Source organism: Bacillus sp. 1NLA3E, assembly GCF_000242895.2.
Classification (GTDB): Bacteria; Bacillota; Bacilli; order Bacillales; family Cytobacillaceae; genus Bacillus_BU.
Map to the genome: position 1 here is coordinate 922,373 of NC_021171.1, position 16,450 is coordinate 938,822.

Genomic DNA, 16,450 nt, shown 5'->3' on the forward strand with positions numbered 1-16,450 from the left:
CAGGGGCCTAGCTATTAAGTCCCAAACTGTTTTGTTAGTTCGCGATATTGTGTTGATAAATTAAAAAACTCTTCTTGGTTGCGGTCATCAATGGCCTGATCGATAAGGGTCAGCAATTTTTCCTTTTGAGTAGTTAAAAGCACCTCGGACAGTAGCATTTCAACGTACAATTCCAAAACAAAAGACTCACTAGACTTTTTCTTATTCATGGCACCAGACTTCATTAACTCTGAATAGGATCTCTCTTTCATCGAAATCACCCCTGCAACCTTTTTTCTATTATATGGAGTTTTAACAAAAGAATCAATGAAAAGTTTTGAAAATTTAAAAAATATTTAGCTCGAATTATGAATAAATTAAGAATTTTGTTAAAATACAACGGAAAAATAGAAATGAAATGATAAGATGAAGTATAACTGTAAAAAGGAGATGAAAAAATGAATAAACAAATGACGGGGATTATCGAAGAATATGAAATTAATCCATGTACAATGATGATAACGCCTACTTCTTATGGCAGTAAAACATATTCTCAAATAATTGAACTCAAGGATGAATTTCTTTACCCCTTTCGACCAATCGATATCATTAAAAAAAGCTGTCAATATTTTGGTTCTAGTTATGAAGGAAGAATTTCTGGAACAAAGCAGTTAATTGGAGTTACCCACAAAGTTCCAATCACCATTGACCCCACAAACTTCATTTATTTTTTTCCAACAACTTCACCACAAAATTCTCAATGTATTTGGATTTCCCATGAACACGTAGTATCTCATAAACGGTTAGAGCCGAATACCACCCTTGTTACCTTCCGAAATAAAGAATCCTACGTCCTTCCTATTTCCTATGCCTCATTTGAAAACCAACTTTTGCGAACTGCTTTGTTACGGACAAAATTAATGCAAAGAATCGAAGATATTGATCGAAAATCATTTTATTTACCCCGTAACCATCGGCATTTTGAAGCGTCTGAAGGGTACGAGGATTACGATAATCATTAAGCCTTTTACATAAAACATTATGGAAGCATGGACCGCCAATGGATCATGCTTCTATTTTATTTGCTGAACATGCCATTTAGCTAGATGGTTGCGGAAGATGTCGGCGATATAAGTAAAATTCTAATAACTCCTGGACCTTATTGCGGATTCTTGGATTAAAATAGTTATGGTGTTCCTCAAAGCCCTTGTAGAGAAACATGAACATGGTAAAGGCATCATCACGGTGAATTTCCTCCACCTTCAATTGCTTTTGCTTCATCAAACGCTTCACATCAGCCATCTCCCTTTGAATCACCTTAAGTGTTTCCTCTACTAATATTAAGTAGGGTTTTTTTAGCTTAAAAGGGCTCTTGTCAATGATCGTAAGGTCCCGGTTCAAAATGGTAATCACCATAGGCAAATAAATCGCTTTTTCCAGTAAGTCTCTTTCTTCCTCAGGTATTCTGGTCATTTTAAATTCTCCTTAGGAAAAATAGAACGTTTGTTCGTTATTATCATACAAAAAATACAAAATAAATTCAAGCCCTTTTTAGTTTTTCCTATAAATCAAACTGCTAGCTATATAAATATTGTTTTTGCATCAAAAATTAAAAATTAGACAGGAAAATTTTTGATGGAACAAGAAGTCATACTATAATGAAAGAAAAAGTAAAATGAGAGGGCTAAAATCATGAGATATGAGAGAAACCAATCGATAAAGCGAAAAAAGAAGAAAGGGTGGAGAGCAGTCCTTGCTTTTTTCCTAGTATTATTACTTGGATTAGCAGTCTATTTCTATTTTCAATTCCGGCAAGGGGTATTGGAATCTCAGAAAAAGTCCCAAGTCGAAAAAGCAGAATACCAATTTAACGGAAAACGGGATCAATTTGGCGAAACCAATATTCTGTTGATTGGAAGTGATGCCCGTGGAAAAGAACCATCACGTGCGGATACAATCATGATTGCCCATTATCATCCAGATAAAAAAACCTTTAAATTAACATCAATCATGCGAGATTGCTATGTAGATATACCCGGGCATGGAAAAAATAAAATTAACTCTGCATTTGCATTTGGTGGACCGGAATTGCTACGCCAAACGATTAAGGAAAATTTTGACCTAGATTTACAATATTATTCGATTGTTGACTTCCAGGGCTTTGTTCAATTAGTGGATGAAGCTTTCCCTGAAGGAGTAGAGATTGATGTGGAAAAAAAGATGTCAGAATACATTGATGTAACACTTGAGCCGGGTGTGCAAAAGCTTGATGGAGAACATTTGCTTGCTTATGTCCGTTTTCGTCATGATGCAATTGGAGATTTTGGTAGAGTGGAACGTCAACAGAAAGTAGTAAAAGTACTTGCTGACCAGTTCACAAGCCTCGGCACAATACCGAAGCTTCCAAAATTAATTGGAGTGGTTACACCGTTTGTCAATACCAACTTAGCTACGACGGATATGTTTGGAATTGGGAAAGGTTTCTTAACCAAAAAAGGGACGATTGAAACACTTCGGATTCCGGTTGATGGCTCCTATGTGGATAAACGCATTTCAGGGATCGGGTTGGTATTAAGTTTAGATTTCGAAAAAAATAAGCAAGCCATTAACGAGTTTATTCAGAAATAAGCAAGTGTACGGACAAATTTTCATCTAAAAGAAATAAGTGTAGAATAAAGATAAAGTAAAAGGACTTGCTGAAAAAAATTTTTTGTTTTATTTTTGCAGTGGTTTACAAGGAGACGTAGTCTATGAACTTTGAGGCGTTTAAAGAATGGTTTACGATGGAAAATATCATGACTTTAATTCAAGAATATCGATCTTTTGGACCACTTCCAGGGATTTTATTGCCGATGCTTGAGGCATTCTTTCCGTTTTTGCCATTAGTAATATTGGTTATGGCGAACGCAAATGCTTTTGGTCTATGGATTGGTTTTTTATTGTCATGGTCTGGAGCAAGTGTCGGTGCCATCTTTGTCTTTTTGTTCTTTAGAAAATTTGGGCAACAGAGATTCTTGCATTTTTTGCATAAACACCCTAAGGTTCAGAAATTAATGAACTGGGTAGAACAACATGGTTTTGGACCCATATTTCTTCTTTTGTGTTTTCCGTTTACGCCCTCGGCGCTTGTCAATATTGTTGCCGGCTTATCAAAAGTTAGTATTGCTCAATATATGTTGGCGGTCATCACTGGAAAAATGGTGATGATATTTACGATTAGCTTTGTGGGGTATGATCTTCGCGCATTGATTACCCAACCGATTCGTACGATCCTTGTCAGCGTTGTTATCTTTATTCTTTGGTATGTAGGGAAGAGAATAGAAGTAAGATTAAATAAAAGTGTAAAAAGAGAGCATAGTCGAGGATAGAGAAAATGGGTAAATTCTAAAAGTGGATGGAGGAGATTTCGTGAAAGAAGAAATAAAAAATGAGAGTTTGGAATGGATCAAGGCATTAGCGATTGGAATTATTATTTTTGCATTCATTCGGACTTTTTTCTTCTCCAATTACGTGGTTGAGGGTGAATCGATGATGCCTACATTAGAAGATGGCAATAAGCTTGTCGTCAATAAAATTGGTTACCAAATAAGTGATTTGGATCGATTTGATGTTATTGTGTTTCACGCCAATGAAAAAGAGGACTACGTAAAGCGAATTATCGGACTTCCTGGGGATAAAATCGAATACAAAGATGATCATCTATACATTAATAGTCGAAAAATAGCAGAACCATTTTTAAATATATATAGGCATCAAACGCTCGGAAGTCGTCTTACAGGTGATTTTACTCTAAAAGAGATCACCGGTGAAAAAACCGTACCAAAGGGAAAATTGTTTGTGTTGGGAGATAACCGCCTTGGTAGTTGGGATAGTCGACACTTTGGATTTATCAAGGTCGAACAAGTAGTAGGCAAGGTTGATCTTCGCTACTGGCCACTGAAGGAAGTGGCTGTGTCGTTTTAACATAAATTATTGGATTATTTAATAGGCTGTGTTAAAGCTCAATTGATTTTTTGCACAATGTTGATTGGAGTGGAGGGCGCGAAGACTCCTGCGGGAGCAGCGGGACAGGTGAGACCCCGCAGGCACTTTAGCGCCGAGGAGGCTCACCGCCCGCCCCGCGGAAAGCGAGCGCCCGGAGCGGAAATCAACACCCAAGTTTGACAGCGCCATTTTATAAAGAAAAGTGGAACAGTGTTGGAGCGAATCTGACGCTGTTTTTTTCTTGGAAAAGCTATTCGGGTCGCTAATGATAATAAATTAATTTAGAGAGACAATATCCATGTACTATTTAAAATATGGCTATGTGCCTGGAGCGGAAATCAACAGGCTGGTTAACAAAACCTAAAATATTATAAGGTGGAGTATATATGGATATGGATATGGATATGCATTATGGTAGTGATTATAAGTATATTCCTGCCACTTCCGTCGCAAGTGGGGTTGGAATCCAAGTATTACCAGATTTATTTTGCTACACGATCCAAATTGTTAACATTGTCTTAGTTGGAAGTCCAGAAACAAAGGATTTTGTATTGGTTGACGCAGGAATGCCCCACTCAGCAAATGAAATAATATCAGTTACAGAGGAACGTTTCGGTACCAACAATCGTCCCAAAGCGATTATTTTAACACACGGGCATTTTGACCATGTTGGAGCTATCCTAGAGCTAATAGACCATTGGAAAGTTCCTGTTTATGCACATGAATTAGAATTACCATTCCTAACAGGCAAAATGAGTTATCCAGAACCAGACCCAACTGTTGAAGGGGGAATGGTAGCGAAAATGTCTTCGATGTTCCCCAATGAACCGATTAACTTAGCTAAACACGTAGAAAAACTCCCGCTTGATGGGAGTGTACCTAAAATGCCAGGATTTCGCTGGGTTCACACTCCAGGTCACACCCCTGGGCATGTATCTTTATATAGAGAAGCAGATCAAACATTGATCGCTGGTGATGCCTTTGTAACGGTCAAACAAGAGTATCTATATAAAGTTTTAACACAGGAACAAGAAATCAGCGGACCACCTAGATACTTTACTACAGACTGGAAAGCCTCATGGGAATCGGTTAAAAAATTAGCAGCATTGAACCCTTTTGTTGCTGTGACTGGTCATGGTTTACCGATGACTGGTGAATTATTGTCAAACAGTTTAACAATGCTGGCGAATGAATTTGATCGAATGGCGATTCCTGATTATGGAAAGTTTATTGAAGGGAAGATTATCCATTAAGGAGTACCAGGACCTGTTTGGGGTCCTTTTTTTATGGGTAAATATCAATACTCATATTTATTAATGCCAATTTTGAAATGAAGTTGTCGATTTTTTTACATTATATGACAAACTATTCCCTCTTTTTTCGACCATTTTTTTGTAAATAATATGTTACGATATTGTGACTATTTTGAATAATGAAAGGAGGGTAAGGATTGAATTCAATTCCGCTTATTCAAACAAAGCTAATGATTCCTGCAATAAAGAACACCGATCTTCGCAGAGCGAAGCTGACAAAGAAGCTAAAAGCGATCCCTCATCATCCATTAACGATTGTCCACGCCGGAGCGGGTTATGGAAAAAGCACGTCATTGGCTTTATATGTAACAGATGAAAAATACAATTGTTGCTGGTATTCTATCTCGGCAACTGATGAGGATGTATTACCGTTTTTATCTTATCTGGTCGCTTCGATTCGAACAAACACCTCCGAATTTGGAATTGAATTAGAAACCTACATAAACGAAATGGACCGATATATTGGCGAACAAGAATTAAATGTTCTCTGTTCTATGTTTATTAATGAAGTCCTTTCGATAAAAAGAGAAATACTCATCATTTTTGATGATTTTCACCAAATTGAACAATCATTTAATGTGAATCGATGGATGGAAATCTTGTTAGAACATATCCCAGCGAACCTCCATCTAGTCATTATAAGCAGAAGCCGTCCTATGTGGAAGCCGATTACGAAGATGAAGGCTGAAGGGTCTGTTTTGGAAATAACGAAGGATGACTTGGTTCTCTCACAGGAAGAAGTGGAGTTAATGTTAAACGAAAATTTTGGTATGACACTGCCCCAAACAGAATTAAATCGGGTTTATCAGCTGACGGAAGGTTGGGTCATTGCTTTAGGAATGATCGCCGGTCAAAATCATGATTACCACCAATTGAGTGGGGGATTTCGTCAACACTCTCGTTCTCTGACCGATTTATTCCAATACTTAGCAATGGAGGTTTTCGCCAATCAGTCACCTGAAATTAAGAAATTTCTAGAGGGGACTTCAATTTTGGAGGAAATGACAGAAGAAGTCTGCAATGCGGTGATGGGTATAAATAATTCCAAAAGCTTACTAGAGCAGTTAAGCCATAAAAATTTATTTATCCAAAAAATAACGGACAAACAATACCGTTATCATGCTCTTTTTAGAGAGTTTTTAGAGGAGCAACTTAGGACAAATCAACAAAAAAGCTACCACTTGTTGCAAGAACGAGCAGCACGCTTTTTTGCAGAAAATAACATGCTTGAAGAAGCTCTCCTTCATTATGAAAAGATCAATCAAACAACAGCAGTTGCCGCTATTTTACAGGAGTATGGTTTAAAATTACTTGAAAGTGGAAAACTTGAGGCTTTACTTGAAAGGTTAGTCTGGATTCCAAATCCAGAAAAGGATTTATCATGTACCCTTTGGTTTTTACAAGGAGAAATTCTCCGCTATCGCTCAAGTTATAAAGAAGCGGAGGAATGTTATCAAAAAGCCGTATTTGTGGCTGAAAAACAGAATGATATCATCGGGAAAAGCAAGGCGTTGGAAGGAAAAGCGAGGATTTATCTAGACACCATTCAACCTCATCATGCAGAGCGATTGTTATATGAAGCGATTAATCTACTCGAAACAAGTGAGCAGGAGTCTAAAGAGGAAATCACCAGATTGTATCAATTACTTGCCGAAAATCTAATCAATTTAGGTCATGGAAGAAAAGCTGAAAAGTGGCTTCGACGGGCTAAAGGATTGAAGATCCCTTTCACTGATGGAAGTCTTGAAGCAAGATTATATTTACGAACTGGAAAATTTGAAAAAGCACGGATAACCTTACAGACTGAAAGTCTTGGCAACGACATTGGGAAGTCTAGCTTGCCTCAATCTCATCGTGAAACTGAACTACTTCTGTCCCTTATTGCGGCATTTACCGGTGATGGAGAAGAAGCGAAATCTTTAGCGCAGCAGGGGATTCACCACGGATTGAATATGAAAGCGCCCTTCGTGGAGGCTTGTGGTTGGATTCGAATGGGGCATGCCGTCCAACTAATCAATAAATATGATTCGAAATTAGCGGTTGACTGCTATGAAACAGCTTTGGAAATCATGGATAGTCTTCGGATTGAGAAAGGAAAAGCTGAAGCTTTAATGGGACTCTGCTATTTGTATGGTAGTAAAGGGGAATATCACCGTGCTCTTGACGCTGGTGAACTGGCCTTACAAGAAACGGAAAGGGTAAAGGATGCCTGGTTATCTTCCTTCATCAACTTAGCAATCGGAACTGCTTGCTTCTATAGTAACCACCAATCGGAATCGCTTCGCTATCTAACAAAGGCTGAAATGATGTTTAAGCATTGTGAGGATGAATACGGACAGATGTTAAGCCATTTTTGGCTAGCTTCGCTTTATTATCAAACAGGACAAGAACAGTGTTTTATTGAGAATTTTTCTTCTTTTTTAAAAGAAGTTCAGCATGGAGATTATGGATTTTTTCTGCACAACCGTACAATATTTGGGCCCAGTGACATGCAGGTGATTGCCCCATTGTTAATTGAAGCACAGAAACATCAGATTGCACCACAGTATGTTGCAAAGCATCTGCATGATCTTAACCTGGTGCAAATGGAGTCCCATCCAGGCTATACACTCAGAATTCAAGCGCTAGGCAACTTCCGGGTTTGGCTTGGTGCAAAAGAAATAGAGGACCGGGGCTGGCAAAGAGGGAAAGCAAAAGAATTGTTTCAGCTTTTTATAACAAATAAACGACAAGCGATTCCGAAAGAAGAAATTTACCAAATATTGTGGCCAGACCAAGAGGAAAAGAATGCAGCAAGAGATTTTAAAGTAGCATTAAATGCTTTGAACCATGTGCTTGAACCACAACGGAAAGCAAGGGCAACTTCCTTTTTTATTATCAGAGAAGGAGCTGCTTACGGTTTGAATCCAAATGCCGGTTTAGAACTGGACACTGAGATGTTTGAACAGTGGATGATTTCTGGACTGGAAGAAAAAGATATTGAAAAAGCGATGACCTATTTAAAGAAAGGTCTGCAATATTATTCTGGGGATTTTTTACTTGAGCGCCGCTACGATGACTGGTGTACAAATGAAAGAGATAGATTACTTGGTTTTTATTTAAGAGGAGTTGAAAAGTTAGCTCAACTTTACGTTCGGAAAGAGGATTATGATACAGCGATTGATTGGTGCCAGATCATAGTGGGGAAGGATCGGACGTGGGAAGAGGCGTATCGACTGTTAATGTACAGCTATTACCGTAAAAATAATCGCCCGCAAGCGATTAAATGGTATCAAAAATGCTATGAAACGCTTGAGAGTGAGCTTGGAGTAACACCACTCGAACCAACTGTTCATATGTATGAGATGATTCTAGCAGCAGAAATTGGCTAACATGAAGCCAGGCTTTTTAATTTAAAGCCTGGCTTTTCTCTATTAATGAGGTAATTGATTGCTGGCTGGTTGTCCCTGTGCTGGTGCGAAGGAATTCACAATTTGCATCATGTCTTGCTGTGAAAACTGTGGAACCTGATAACTGTGATGTTTGTTTTGATAAATAGCAAGCTCATAGGCCATTTCAATACAGTTTGGAATTGAATCCGCTAAGACACGGCGAACAACGGGATTAGTTGTTTCACAGGCTGCCATGGTTTTGGCCGTTGCATTGTTTTTATGAGATGAAAGTATACATCCAGCCACCAATTCTTCAGACATTTCCATTTCCGATAGAATGGGCTTTTTAGGTTGTGTAGGTGTTAAACCATAAATAAAATCGTTATTTTGATTCATTTTATAGCTAGAGGTTGGTTGGGCTGGATCTTGGCCTGATTTAAAACAATCTACCGTAATATTGTATTCATTTTGGATAAATTGATATTGGCGATTCATAATATCCAGTAATTCCTGATCTTTTACATATTTTTGCAATAAGGTAAATTGATTTAAGGTTCCAACCACCCCCGATAAAACTTCATGAACATCTATCACTTCATGACCGCCATGATTTAGCTGTTGAGGTATATTCCCCGTATGCATATTTATATGAGTTTGTCCCTGTTGATTTTGCATGAAAAATCCCTCCAAATTTAAATTTTTACACTTAATTATTATGTTTTATTTAAAAAATATTATGCACTGATGTAACTCATTTGTAACTCCCACTCCCTATGATTAGGTTACAGCTTGGGTTGACTCCGTTAACTAATGAACAGGGGGGAAGAAAGAATTGAAGCAGAAGTCCCGCAGTATTATATTCGCCAGTTTTCTTGCCGTTTTAATGGTTTTCACCAGTGCCTGTAGCTCAAGTAAAACCAGTAGTGATTCTGATAAGGGTGGGGGAGAGAAGAGACAACCGATTAAAATTGGTGTTCTCGCCTCATTAACAGGAGGATTGGAATCATACGGAAAACAAACGCTTAGAGGGTTTGAGTTAGGCCTTGATTATGCAACCGATGGAAAAATGGAGGTTGCAGGACGTAAAATTGAGTTTATCAAAGAAGATACGGAAACCAAACCTGAAGTGGCTGTTCAAAAAGCCACAAAGCTATTAGAAGAAGACAAGGTTGATTTCCTAGTTGGATCCTCAAGCTCAGGTGACACACTTGCTGTTTTACCATTAGCTGAAGAATACAAAAAAATTATGGTCGTGGAACCGGCAGTAGCCGATAGCATCACCGGTTCAGAGTTTAACAAATATATCTTCCGGACTGCTCGGAACTCCTCACAGGACGCGGTAGCCGGAGCGGCTGCCATTGCTAAGAAGGGTGTGAAAATTGCTACCTTAGCTCCAGATTATTCGTTTGGTCGTGATGGGGTTGCGGCCTTTAAGGAAGCGGCAGTAAAGTTAGGTGCCAAAATTGTTCAAGAAGAGTATGCAGATCCTGCTGCGACTGATTTTACATCAAACATTCAAAAAATAATTGATTCTAAGCCAGATTATTTATTTGTTATCTGGGCTGGAGCAAATTCGCCATGGAATCAAATTGCTGATATGAAGGTTCAAGAAAAGGGAATTAAAATCTCAACAGGTGCACCGGATATTGCGGCATTAGGCACGATGGCACCGCTGATTGGAATGGAAGGATTCACCGTTTACTATCATGACCTACCAAAAAATGATATCAACAAATGGCTTGTTGATGAACATAAAAAGCGTTTTAACGGAGAGGTCCCTGATCTATTTACGCCAGGCGGGATGAGTGCAGCCATTGCCATTGTCGATGCAATCAAGAAAACGGATGGGAACACAGATACCGATAAGCTGATTAAAACGATGGAAGGAATGAGTTTTCAAACACCAAAAGGAAAAATGACCTTCCGACCGGAAGATCATCAAGCACTCCAAACCCTATATGCGATTAAATTAGTGAAAAAAGAGGGAGTATCCTATCCTGTTCCAGAACTAATCCGAGAATTATCACCGAATGAAACAGCTCCACCGATTAGAAATAAATAAGCTGTGTTAACGCTCAATATCGATTTTTTGCACAATGTTGATGGGAGTGGAAGGCGCGAGACTCCTACGGGAGCAGCTGGACAGGTGAGACCCCGCAGGCGCTTTAGCGCCGAGGAGGCTCACCGCCCGCCCCGCGGAAAGCGAAGCGCCTGGAACGGAAATCAACATTCTAGTTTAACAGAGCCATTAAATAAAAAAATTTGATATATGAACTTCGGTAGAACCGTTACCGAAGTTCATACTTCTATTTTGTTTACGATTGTCTAGCTCCAGCGCCCAGCGCCTAGTGGACTTCACCCACCTCCCTACGATAAGTCAACATCGAATCGCTTGCGCTCTTCGTGTTTCCTTTATCTCAGTCGGTGTGCTCCAGTCCTGTCATGCGCTAACCAGGTCGCTTGCGCTTTTCTAATAAGAGGTGGTGATGAATATTGTCAGCGATAATTGAAACCAGGGATTTATCTATTTCATTTGGTCTGCACAAGGCTGTGGATAGCGTTAGTATTTCAGTTCCAAAAAACCATTTCAAATCGATTATTGGTCCAAATGGGGCAGGGAAAACAACCCTTTTCAACCTTTTGAGTGGCCAGTTGATGCCAACCCAAGGAAAGATTTTTTATCAGGGGAAGGAGATTACTCGTTTGTCCCCCACCCAAAGAACTCGTTTGGGAATTGGACGCTCCTTCCAAATTACCAATGTTTTCCCAAATTTAACAGTGCTTGAAAATGTTCGACTTGCCGTCCAATCACAAGGTCAAGTTCGCTACAACATGATAACCCATTATAAAAAATATAAGCAGTTTGAAGTGCAAGCAACCCAGTGGCTTGAACTAGTGTTACTTGCCGATAAAAATAGTGCAATTGCTAGCACATTGTCCCACGGAGAAAAACGCAAGCTAGAAATTGCCATGTTGCTCGCATTGAATACAGAAGTGCTCCTTCTTGACGAACCAACAGCAGGGATGTCACTAGAAGAAGTTCCAGCAATCCTTGAGGTCATCAAAAAGATCAAACAAACGGGTAATCGAACCATCGTGTTAATCGAACACAAAATAGATATGATCATGGAACTATCTGATTCGATCATGGTTTTATTTAATGGAAGATTGTTGGCGGATGGAACTCCGAAGGACATCATGGCAAATGAAACGGTTCAATCCGCTTATTTAGGAGGTCTATACGATGAGCGTCCTATTAAAGCTAACTAACGTAGAAACGTATATCAATCAATTTCACATATTACAGGGCGTTTCCTTTGAAGTGAGAACAGGAGAAGTAACGGTCTTGCTCGGGCGAAATGGAGCGGGGAAAACGACGACCTTGAGGACAATTATGGGTTTAAATACTGCATCTAGTGGATCGATTGTTTTTAAAAATAAAGAAATTCAAAAGCTTCCCACGTACATGATTGCTCAAAAGGGAATCGGTTATGTTCCGGAGGATCAGGGGATATTTGCTGACTTGACCGTAGAGGAAAACATGAAGGTGGCAATGAGAAACGAAAATGACGAAACAAAAGCACGGTTATTCTCCGTGTTAGAGCTTTTTCCAGACTTGAAAAGGTTTTGGAGGAAGCAAGGTGGACTGTTAAGCGGCGGTCAAAAACAAATGCTGTCAATCGCTCGAGATTATGTAAATGAAAATGATTTGCTACTTATCGATGAGCCAAGTAAGGGCCTAGCTCCAATTGTTGTAGAAAAAGTGATGGAATCGCTCAATAAGCTAAAAGAAAAAACAACGATCATTCTTGTCGAACAAAATTATCTGATGGCAAGTACGATCGGCGATCGTTTCTATATTATCGATGATGGTCGCTCCGTTCTTGAGGGCAGGATGACTATGTTAAAAGAAGATGAAGAGTTACGACGAAAATACCTAGGAATTGCCTAAGAAAGGAGGAGAGGAATGGAGGTATTAGTCAACCTTGCCTTGAACGGATTAGCAACAGGGATGCTGATTTTTCTACTGGCTGCAGGTTTAACGTTAATTTTCGGTCTCATGGATGTCCTGAATTTTGCTCACGGAGGTCTGTTTGCATGGGGAGCCTATAGCGGCATCTGGATTTATACGACGACAGGAAGCTTTCTCATAGGGATTATCGGGGCTATTCTGACTGGATTTATTTTAGGTTATTTTACAGAGAAATGGATTATCAAACCTGTTTATGGTAACCATGTTCAACAAATTTTGATTACCCTCGGCTTGATGCTGGTTTTATCAGAAATGCTAAAGGTTGTCTGGGGACCTAATCAAATAGCGGCCTCACCCCCTGATTACTTAGCTGGAAGCTGGGATATTGGTGGTGTGGTTATTATTAAATATCGGGCTTTCATCATAGTAGTTGGTGGCTTTATCTACCTGCTTATCCAGTATGTTTTGAAGAATACAAAGATTGGTCTAATTGTTCGAGCAGGTGTCATGAATAAAGAGATGGTGCAGGCGCTTGGAATTAACATTCAGAGGGTGTTCATGTTCGTGTTTATGATAGGAGCAGGAATGGCTGCATTAGGCGGTGTTTTACTTGGCCCGTATTCTGGGGTGATTCATGCCGATATGGGGATGGAATTCGCAATTCTTGCATTCATCGTTGTTGTCATCGGTGGAATGGGCAGTTTTTCGGGTTCGATTTTAGCTGCCATTCTTGTTGGACTATTAGGATCGTTCATGGCTTATTATGTTCCTGATCTCGCTTTGGCAACGAACATGCTGCTCATGGCAATTGTGTTAATTTTTCGGCCGCAAGGACTGTTTGGTATGAGAGGATGAAATCGATGAAATGGATGACAAGCAACCGATCTAGCCTAATTATTATGCTCTGTGGATTATTCCTCCTCATCCTTCCGTTTGTCTATGAATCCCGAAGTTTACTTATCTTACTTACACAAATCTTTATCTTTGCTATCTTTGCGATGAGCTACGATCTTCTTCTTGGTTATACTGGCATTGTTTCGTTCGGACACGCGATGTATTTTGGCATCGGGGCTTATGCGATGGGGATTTTCATGGAGAAATTTGAACCGTCTGTCTTTTATATGTGGATGGCTATTGCTACCACGATCATTTTGACTGGTGTGGTAAGTTGGCTTGTCGGGTTATTGTCCCTAAGGCTTAAAAGCCACTTTTATGCTATGTTGACTCTCGCTCTGGCTGGTTTGTTTTTAGTGGCAGCTGAAAAATGGCGGACGCTAACATCTGGAAATGATGGATTTACCTTCCGAGTTCCGGAGTTATTAACGGATCGGACTGATTTTTATCTCATTAGCTTAATGACAATGTTGCTCGTGTTTATGCTGTTAAAACGATTTACAAACTCCCCAGTGGGAAGAGTCCTTCAGGCGATTCGGGAAAATGAGAAACGGACAGAATCACTAGGGTTTCAAGTAGTCCATTATAAAATTATTGCCAGTGTTGTATCTGGTATTTTAGCAGGAATTTCCGGAAGCTTTTATGCTGTATCGTTGCGGTTTGTTAATACGAGTGTTTTTTCGATGGACATTACCCTTGATGCTCTATTGATGACCATCATTGGTGGAGTGGGTACGTTGATCGGGGCTGTAATAGGTGCAGGTCTAATTGAATTCGCGCATCATTGGTTAACCGAGTTGGCGAAAACGCACTGGATTTTTGAAAGATGGATCATCTTCTTCGGAATTATCTATATTTTAGTAGTCATGTTTTTTCCGCTTGGTATTGTCGGAACGTTACAGTTGATAAAATTCCGGCGAAAAAAGCAGCCATCATTAAATGCTGAACAAAAGGTATCTGGGTAGAAATAACAGGTTGACTATTATGCTCAAAGAAAATGAAAAAAGAGGTGGGGCCAATGACAATCGGGATTGTCAGTACAGGAATTTATTTACCTGAACGGACCATGACCGGTAAGGAAATTGCGGATAGGGCGGGGATTCCCGTCCATATAGTTGAGGATAAAATGGGGATAAAACGTAAATATATTCCGGGTCTCGACGATCATACATGTGAAATGGGAATCCGTGCCGCCAAAATGGCCATTAAAAAGGCGAATATTGACCCAGCCCAAATTGATGTCATTATTTACATTGGTGAAGAGCATAAGGAATATCCACTTTGGACTGCAGGGATTAAAATGCAAGAAGAAATTGGAGCAGTTAATGCTTGGGCTTTTGATATTGCTCTCCGATGTGGAACGACAATCATGGCTCTGAAGTTGGCGAATTCACTGATGGCTGGTGATCCCGCAATCCAAACGGTTCTGCTTGCTGGGGGTTACCGCAATGGTGATTTTATTAATTATGATAATCAGCGAACCAGATTTATGTTTAACCTCGGTGCTGGTGGAGGAGCTATTTTATTAAAAAAAGGTCATGATCAGAATCTTGTATTGGATTCCCACATCATTACCGATGGCTCTTTTTCTGAGGATGTAGTTGTGGTAGCTGGCGGAACAAAAAATCCGCTTACTATAGAGAATCTTGATTTATTAATGTTGGATGTATTAGATCCAGAGGGTATGAAGCAACGACTCGAGCAGAAATCAATGGATAATTTTTTAAAGGTAATCCGAGCATCACTTATGAAAAGTGGCTATAACGAGCAAGACATTAGCTACATTGGTCTCCTTCACATGAAACGGTCTGCTCATGAATATGTATTACAGGAGTTAGGCATGTCTATGGATCAATCAATCTATTTAGAGGAATATGGCCACATTGGCCAAATTGATCAAATTTTGTCGCTAGAGCTGGCTGAAAGGGCTGGGAAAATAAAAGACGGCGATGTGGTTGTATTAGTTAGTGCCGGAATTGGCTATGCTTGGGGAGCAACCACTCTACGCTGGGGGAAGGGGGAGATTGGTTGATAAATATGACTATCAAGAAAGTAGACTTACCGAATGGAGAAACGATTGCCTACCGGGAACGGGAAGGGGGAAAGAAAAAGGTATTACTAATTCATGGAAACATGACCTCCTCCAAGCACTGGGATTTGGTTTTAGAAAATATGGATGCTAAGTTTAAGTTATACGCTCCCGATTTGCGCGGATTTGGCGAATCAAGTTATCACAAACCTATTCGTTCCCTAAAGGATTTTGCTGATGATTTGAAGCAATTTGTTGAAACGCTTGACTTGAAGGATTTCTCAATTGTTGGTTGGTCAACTGGCGGTGGAGTTGGGATGCAATTTGTTATCGATAACCCAGGCTATGTTGACAAACTGATACTTCTTGATTCAGTTTCCACAAGAGGTTATCCATTTTTTGGGGTAAATGTATGGGGGGTTCCCGATGTAAATAAGCGATTAACCACAATGGAGCAAATTAAAGCTGATCCGATCAGAACAATCCCTATCCAGTCGGCTTACGATAGTAGAAACAAGGCAGTGCTGAAGGCGATTTGGAATGGAATCATATATGATCGAAATCAGCCTGAACCGCCGCGGTACGAGGAATATGTCGATGATATGATGACGCAGCGAAATCTTGCTGAAGTCTATCATGCCCTCAATACATTTAATATAAGTCATATCAATAACTTGGCAGCAGATGGAACCAACCAGGCCAAAGAGATTACGATACCTGTTTTGATTTTACGAGGTGAACATGACCTAGTGATTAATGCAGATATGGCAGAGGAAACAATGGCTGATTTAGGAGAAAATGCGAGATTTGTTGAGTTAAAGAATTGCGGACATTCTCCGCTGGTTGATGATTTGGAGCAGTTGCTTAGTGTGATTTCAGAGTTTCTAAATTTCTAAACTAGGAGTGG

General features: G+C 39.7%; 16 protein-coding genes. 13 read left to right on the forward strand and 3 right to left on the reverse strand.

Translation table 11 applies throughout. From position 1 onward, the window contains the following. Positions 1-14: 14 nt before the first annotated feature. Positions 15-251: an IDEAL domain-containing protein gene (locus B1NLA3E_RS04555; protein WP_015592667.1), complete on the reverse strand. Its 237-nt coding sequence runs from the start codon at positions 249-251 to the stop codon at positions 15-17. A 186-nt stretch (positions 252-437) separates the two neighbouring features. Between B1NLA3E_RS04555 and B1NLA3E_RS04560 the strand changes: the two genes are divergently transcribed. Next, complete coding sequence (locus B1NLA3E_RS04560) at positions 438-1,001, forward strand: competence protein ComK (protein ID WP_015592668.1); 564 nt, start codon at positions 438-440, stop codon at positions 999-1,001. A 76-nt stretch (positions 1,002-1,077) separates the two neighbouring features. Here the strand turns inward: B1NLA3E_RS04560 and B1NLA3E_RS04565 are convergent, their stop codons facing one another. Beyond that, the gene (locus B1NLA3E_RS04565) at positions 1,078-1,452 is read right to left on the reverse strand and encodes a hypothetical protein (RefSeq protein WP_015592669.1); all 375 of its coding nucleotides are present in this window, start codon (positions 1,450-1,452) and stop codon (positions 1,078-1,080) included. A gap of 219 nt (positions 1,453-1,671) precedes the next feature. On the opposite strand from B1NLA3E_RS04565, the gene B1NLA3E_RS04570 reads away from it, so the two are divergent. The 5 genes from B1NLA3E_RS04570 (at position 1,672) to B1NLA3E_RS04595 (ending at position 8,647) form a co-directional block, all read left to right on the forward strand. Beyond that, positions 1,672-2,607 (forward strand): LCP family protein, encoded by a 936-nt coding sequence (locus B1NLA3E_RS04570; protein ID WP_015592670.1) that lies wholly within the window; start codon positions 1,672-1,674, stop codon positions 2,605-2,607. 122 nt (positions 2,608-2,729) lie between these two features. After that, positions 2,730-3,347 carry a TVP38/TMEM64 family protein gene (locus B1NLA3E_RS04575; RefSeq protein ID WP_015592671.1) on the forward strand — a complete coding sequence of 206 codons (618 nt, stop codon included), beginning with the start codon at positions 2,730-2,732 and terminating at the stop codon, positions 3,345-3,347. Positions 3,348-3,387: 40 nt separating this feature from the next. Further along, positions 3,388-3,942: a signal peptidase I gene (gene lepB / locus B1NLA3E_RS04580; protein ID WP_015592672.1), complete on the forward strand. Its 555-nt coding sequence runs from the start codon at positions 3,388-3,390 to the stop codon at positions 3,940-3,942. A 413-nt stretch (positions 3,943-4,355) separates the two neighbouring features. Continuing rightward, the gene (locus B1NLA3E_RS04590) at positions 4,356-5,216 is read left to right on the forward strand and encodes an MBL fold metallo-hydrolase (protein WP_015592673.1); all 861 of its coding nucleotides are present in this window, start codon (positions 4,356-4,358) and stop codon (positions 5,214-5,216) included. 197 nt (positions 5,217-5,413) lie between these two features. Further along, entirely contained in the window at positions 5,414-8,647 is a 3,234-nt protein-coding gene (locus B1NLA3E_RS04595) for a BTAD domain-containing putative transcriptional regulator (protein WP_015592674.1), read from the forward strand. Between the two features lie 42 nt (positions 8,648-8,689). On the opposite strand, the gene B1NLA3E_RS04600 is transcribed toward B1NLA3E_RS04595, so the two are convergent. Continuing rightward, positions 8,690-9,322, reverse strand: coding sequence for a spore coat protein (locus tag B1NLA3E_RS04600; protein ID WP_015592675.1), 633 nt, complete (start codon positions 9,320-9,322; stop codon positions 8,690-8,692). 208 nt (positions 9,323-9,530) lie between these two features. Between B1NLA3E_RS04600 and B1NLA3E_RS04605 the strand changes: the two genes are divergently transcribed. From B1NLA3E_RS04605 to phaZ, 7 genes are all read left to right on the forward strand, one after another. Beyond that, positions 9,531-10,709 (forward strand): substrate-binding domain-containing protein, encoded by a 1,179-nt coding sequence (locus tag B1NLA3E_RS04605; RefSeq protein ID WP_051120191.1) that lies wholly within the window; start codon positions 9,531-9,533, stop codon positions 10,707-10,709. Between the two features lie 431 nt (positions 10,710-11,140). Further along, positions 11,141-11,917 carry an ABC transporter ATP-binding protein gene (locus tag B1NLA3E_RS04610; RefSeq protein ID WP_015592677.1) on the forward strand — a complete coding sequence of 259 codons (777 nt, stop codon included), beginning with the start codon at positions 11,141-11,143 and terminating at the stop codon, positions 11,915-11,917. Next, the gene (locus B1NLA3E_RS04615) at positions 11,892-12,599 is read left to right on the forward strand and encodes an ABC transporter ATP-binding protein (protein WP_015592678.1); all 708 of its coding nucleotides are present in this window, start codon (positions 11,892-11,894) and stop codon (positions 12,597-12,599) included. Before B1NLA3E_RS04610 ends, B1NLA3E_RS04615 begins: the two co-directional genes overlap by 26 nt. 15 nt (positions 12,600-12,614) lie before the next feature. Beyond that, positions 12,615-13,475: a branched-chain amino acid ABC transporter permease gene (locus B1NLA3E_RS04620; RefSeq protein WP_015592679.1), complete on the forward strand. Its 861-nt coding sequence runs from the start codon at positions 12,615-12,617 to the stop codon at positions 13,473-13,475. 5 nt (positions 13,476-13,480) lie between these two features. Continuing rightward, a complete protein-coding gene (locus B1NLA3E_RS04625; protein ID WP_041580302.1) occupies positions 13,481-14,479 on the forward strand; it encodes a branched-chain amino acid ABC transporter permease in 999 nt (332 codons plus the stop codon). 53 nt (positions 14,480-14,532) lie between these two features. After that, entirely contained in the window at positions 14,533-15,546 is a 1,014-nt protein-coding gene (locus tag B1NLA3E_RS04630; RefSeq protein ID WP_041580303.1) for a 3-oxoacyl-ACP synthase, read from the forward strand. 5 nt (positions 15,547-15,551) lie between these two features. Then, positions 15,552-16,439: an intracellular short-chain-length polyhydroxyalkanoate depolymerase gene (gene phaZ, locus B1NLA3E_RS04635; protein WP_041580913.1), complete on the forward strand. Its 888-nt coding sequence runs from the start codon at positions 15,552-15,554 to the stop codon at positions 16,437-16,439. Positions 16,440-16,450: the final 11 nt, after the last annotated feature.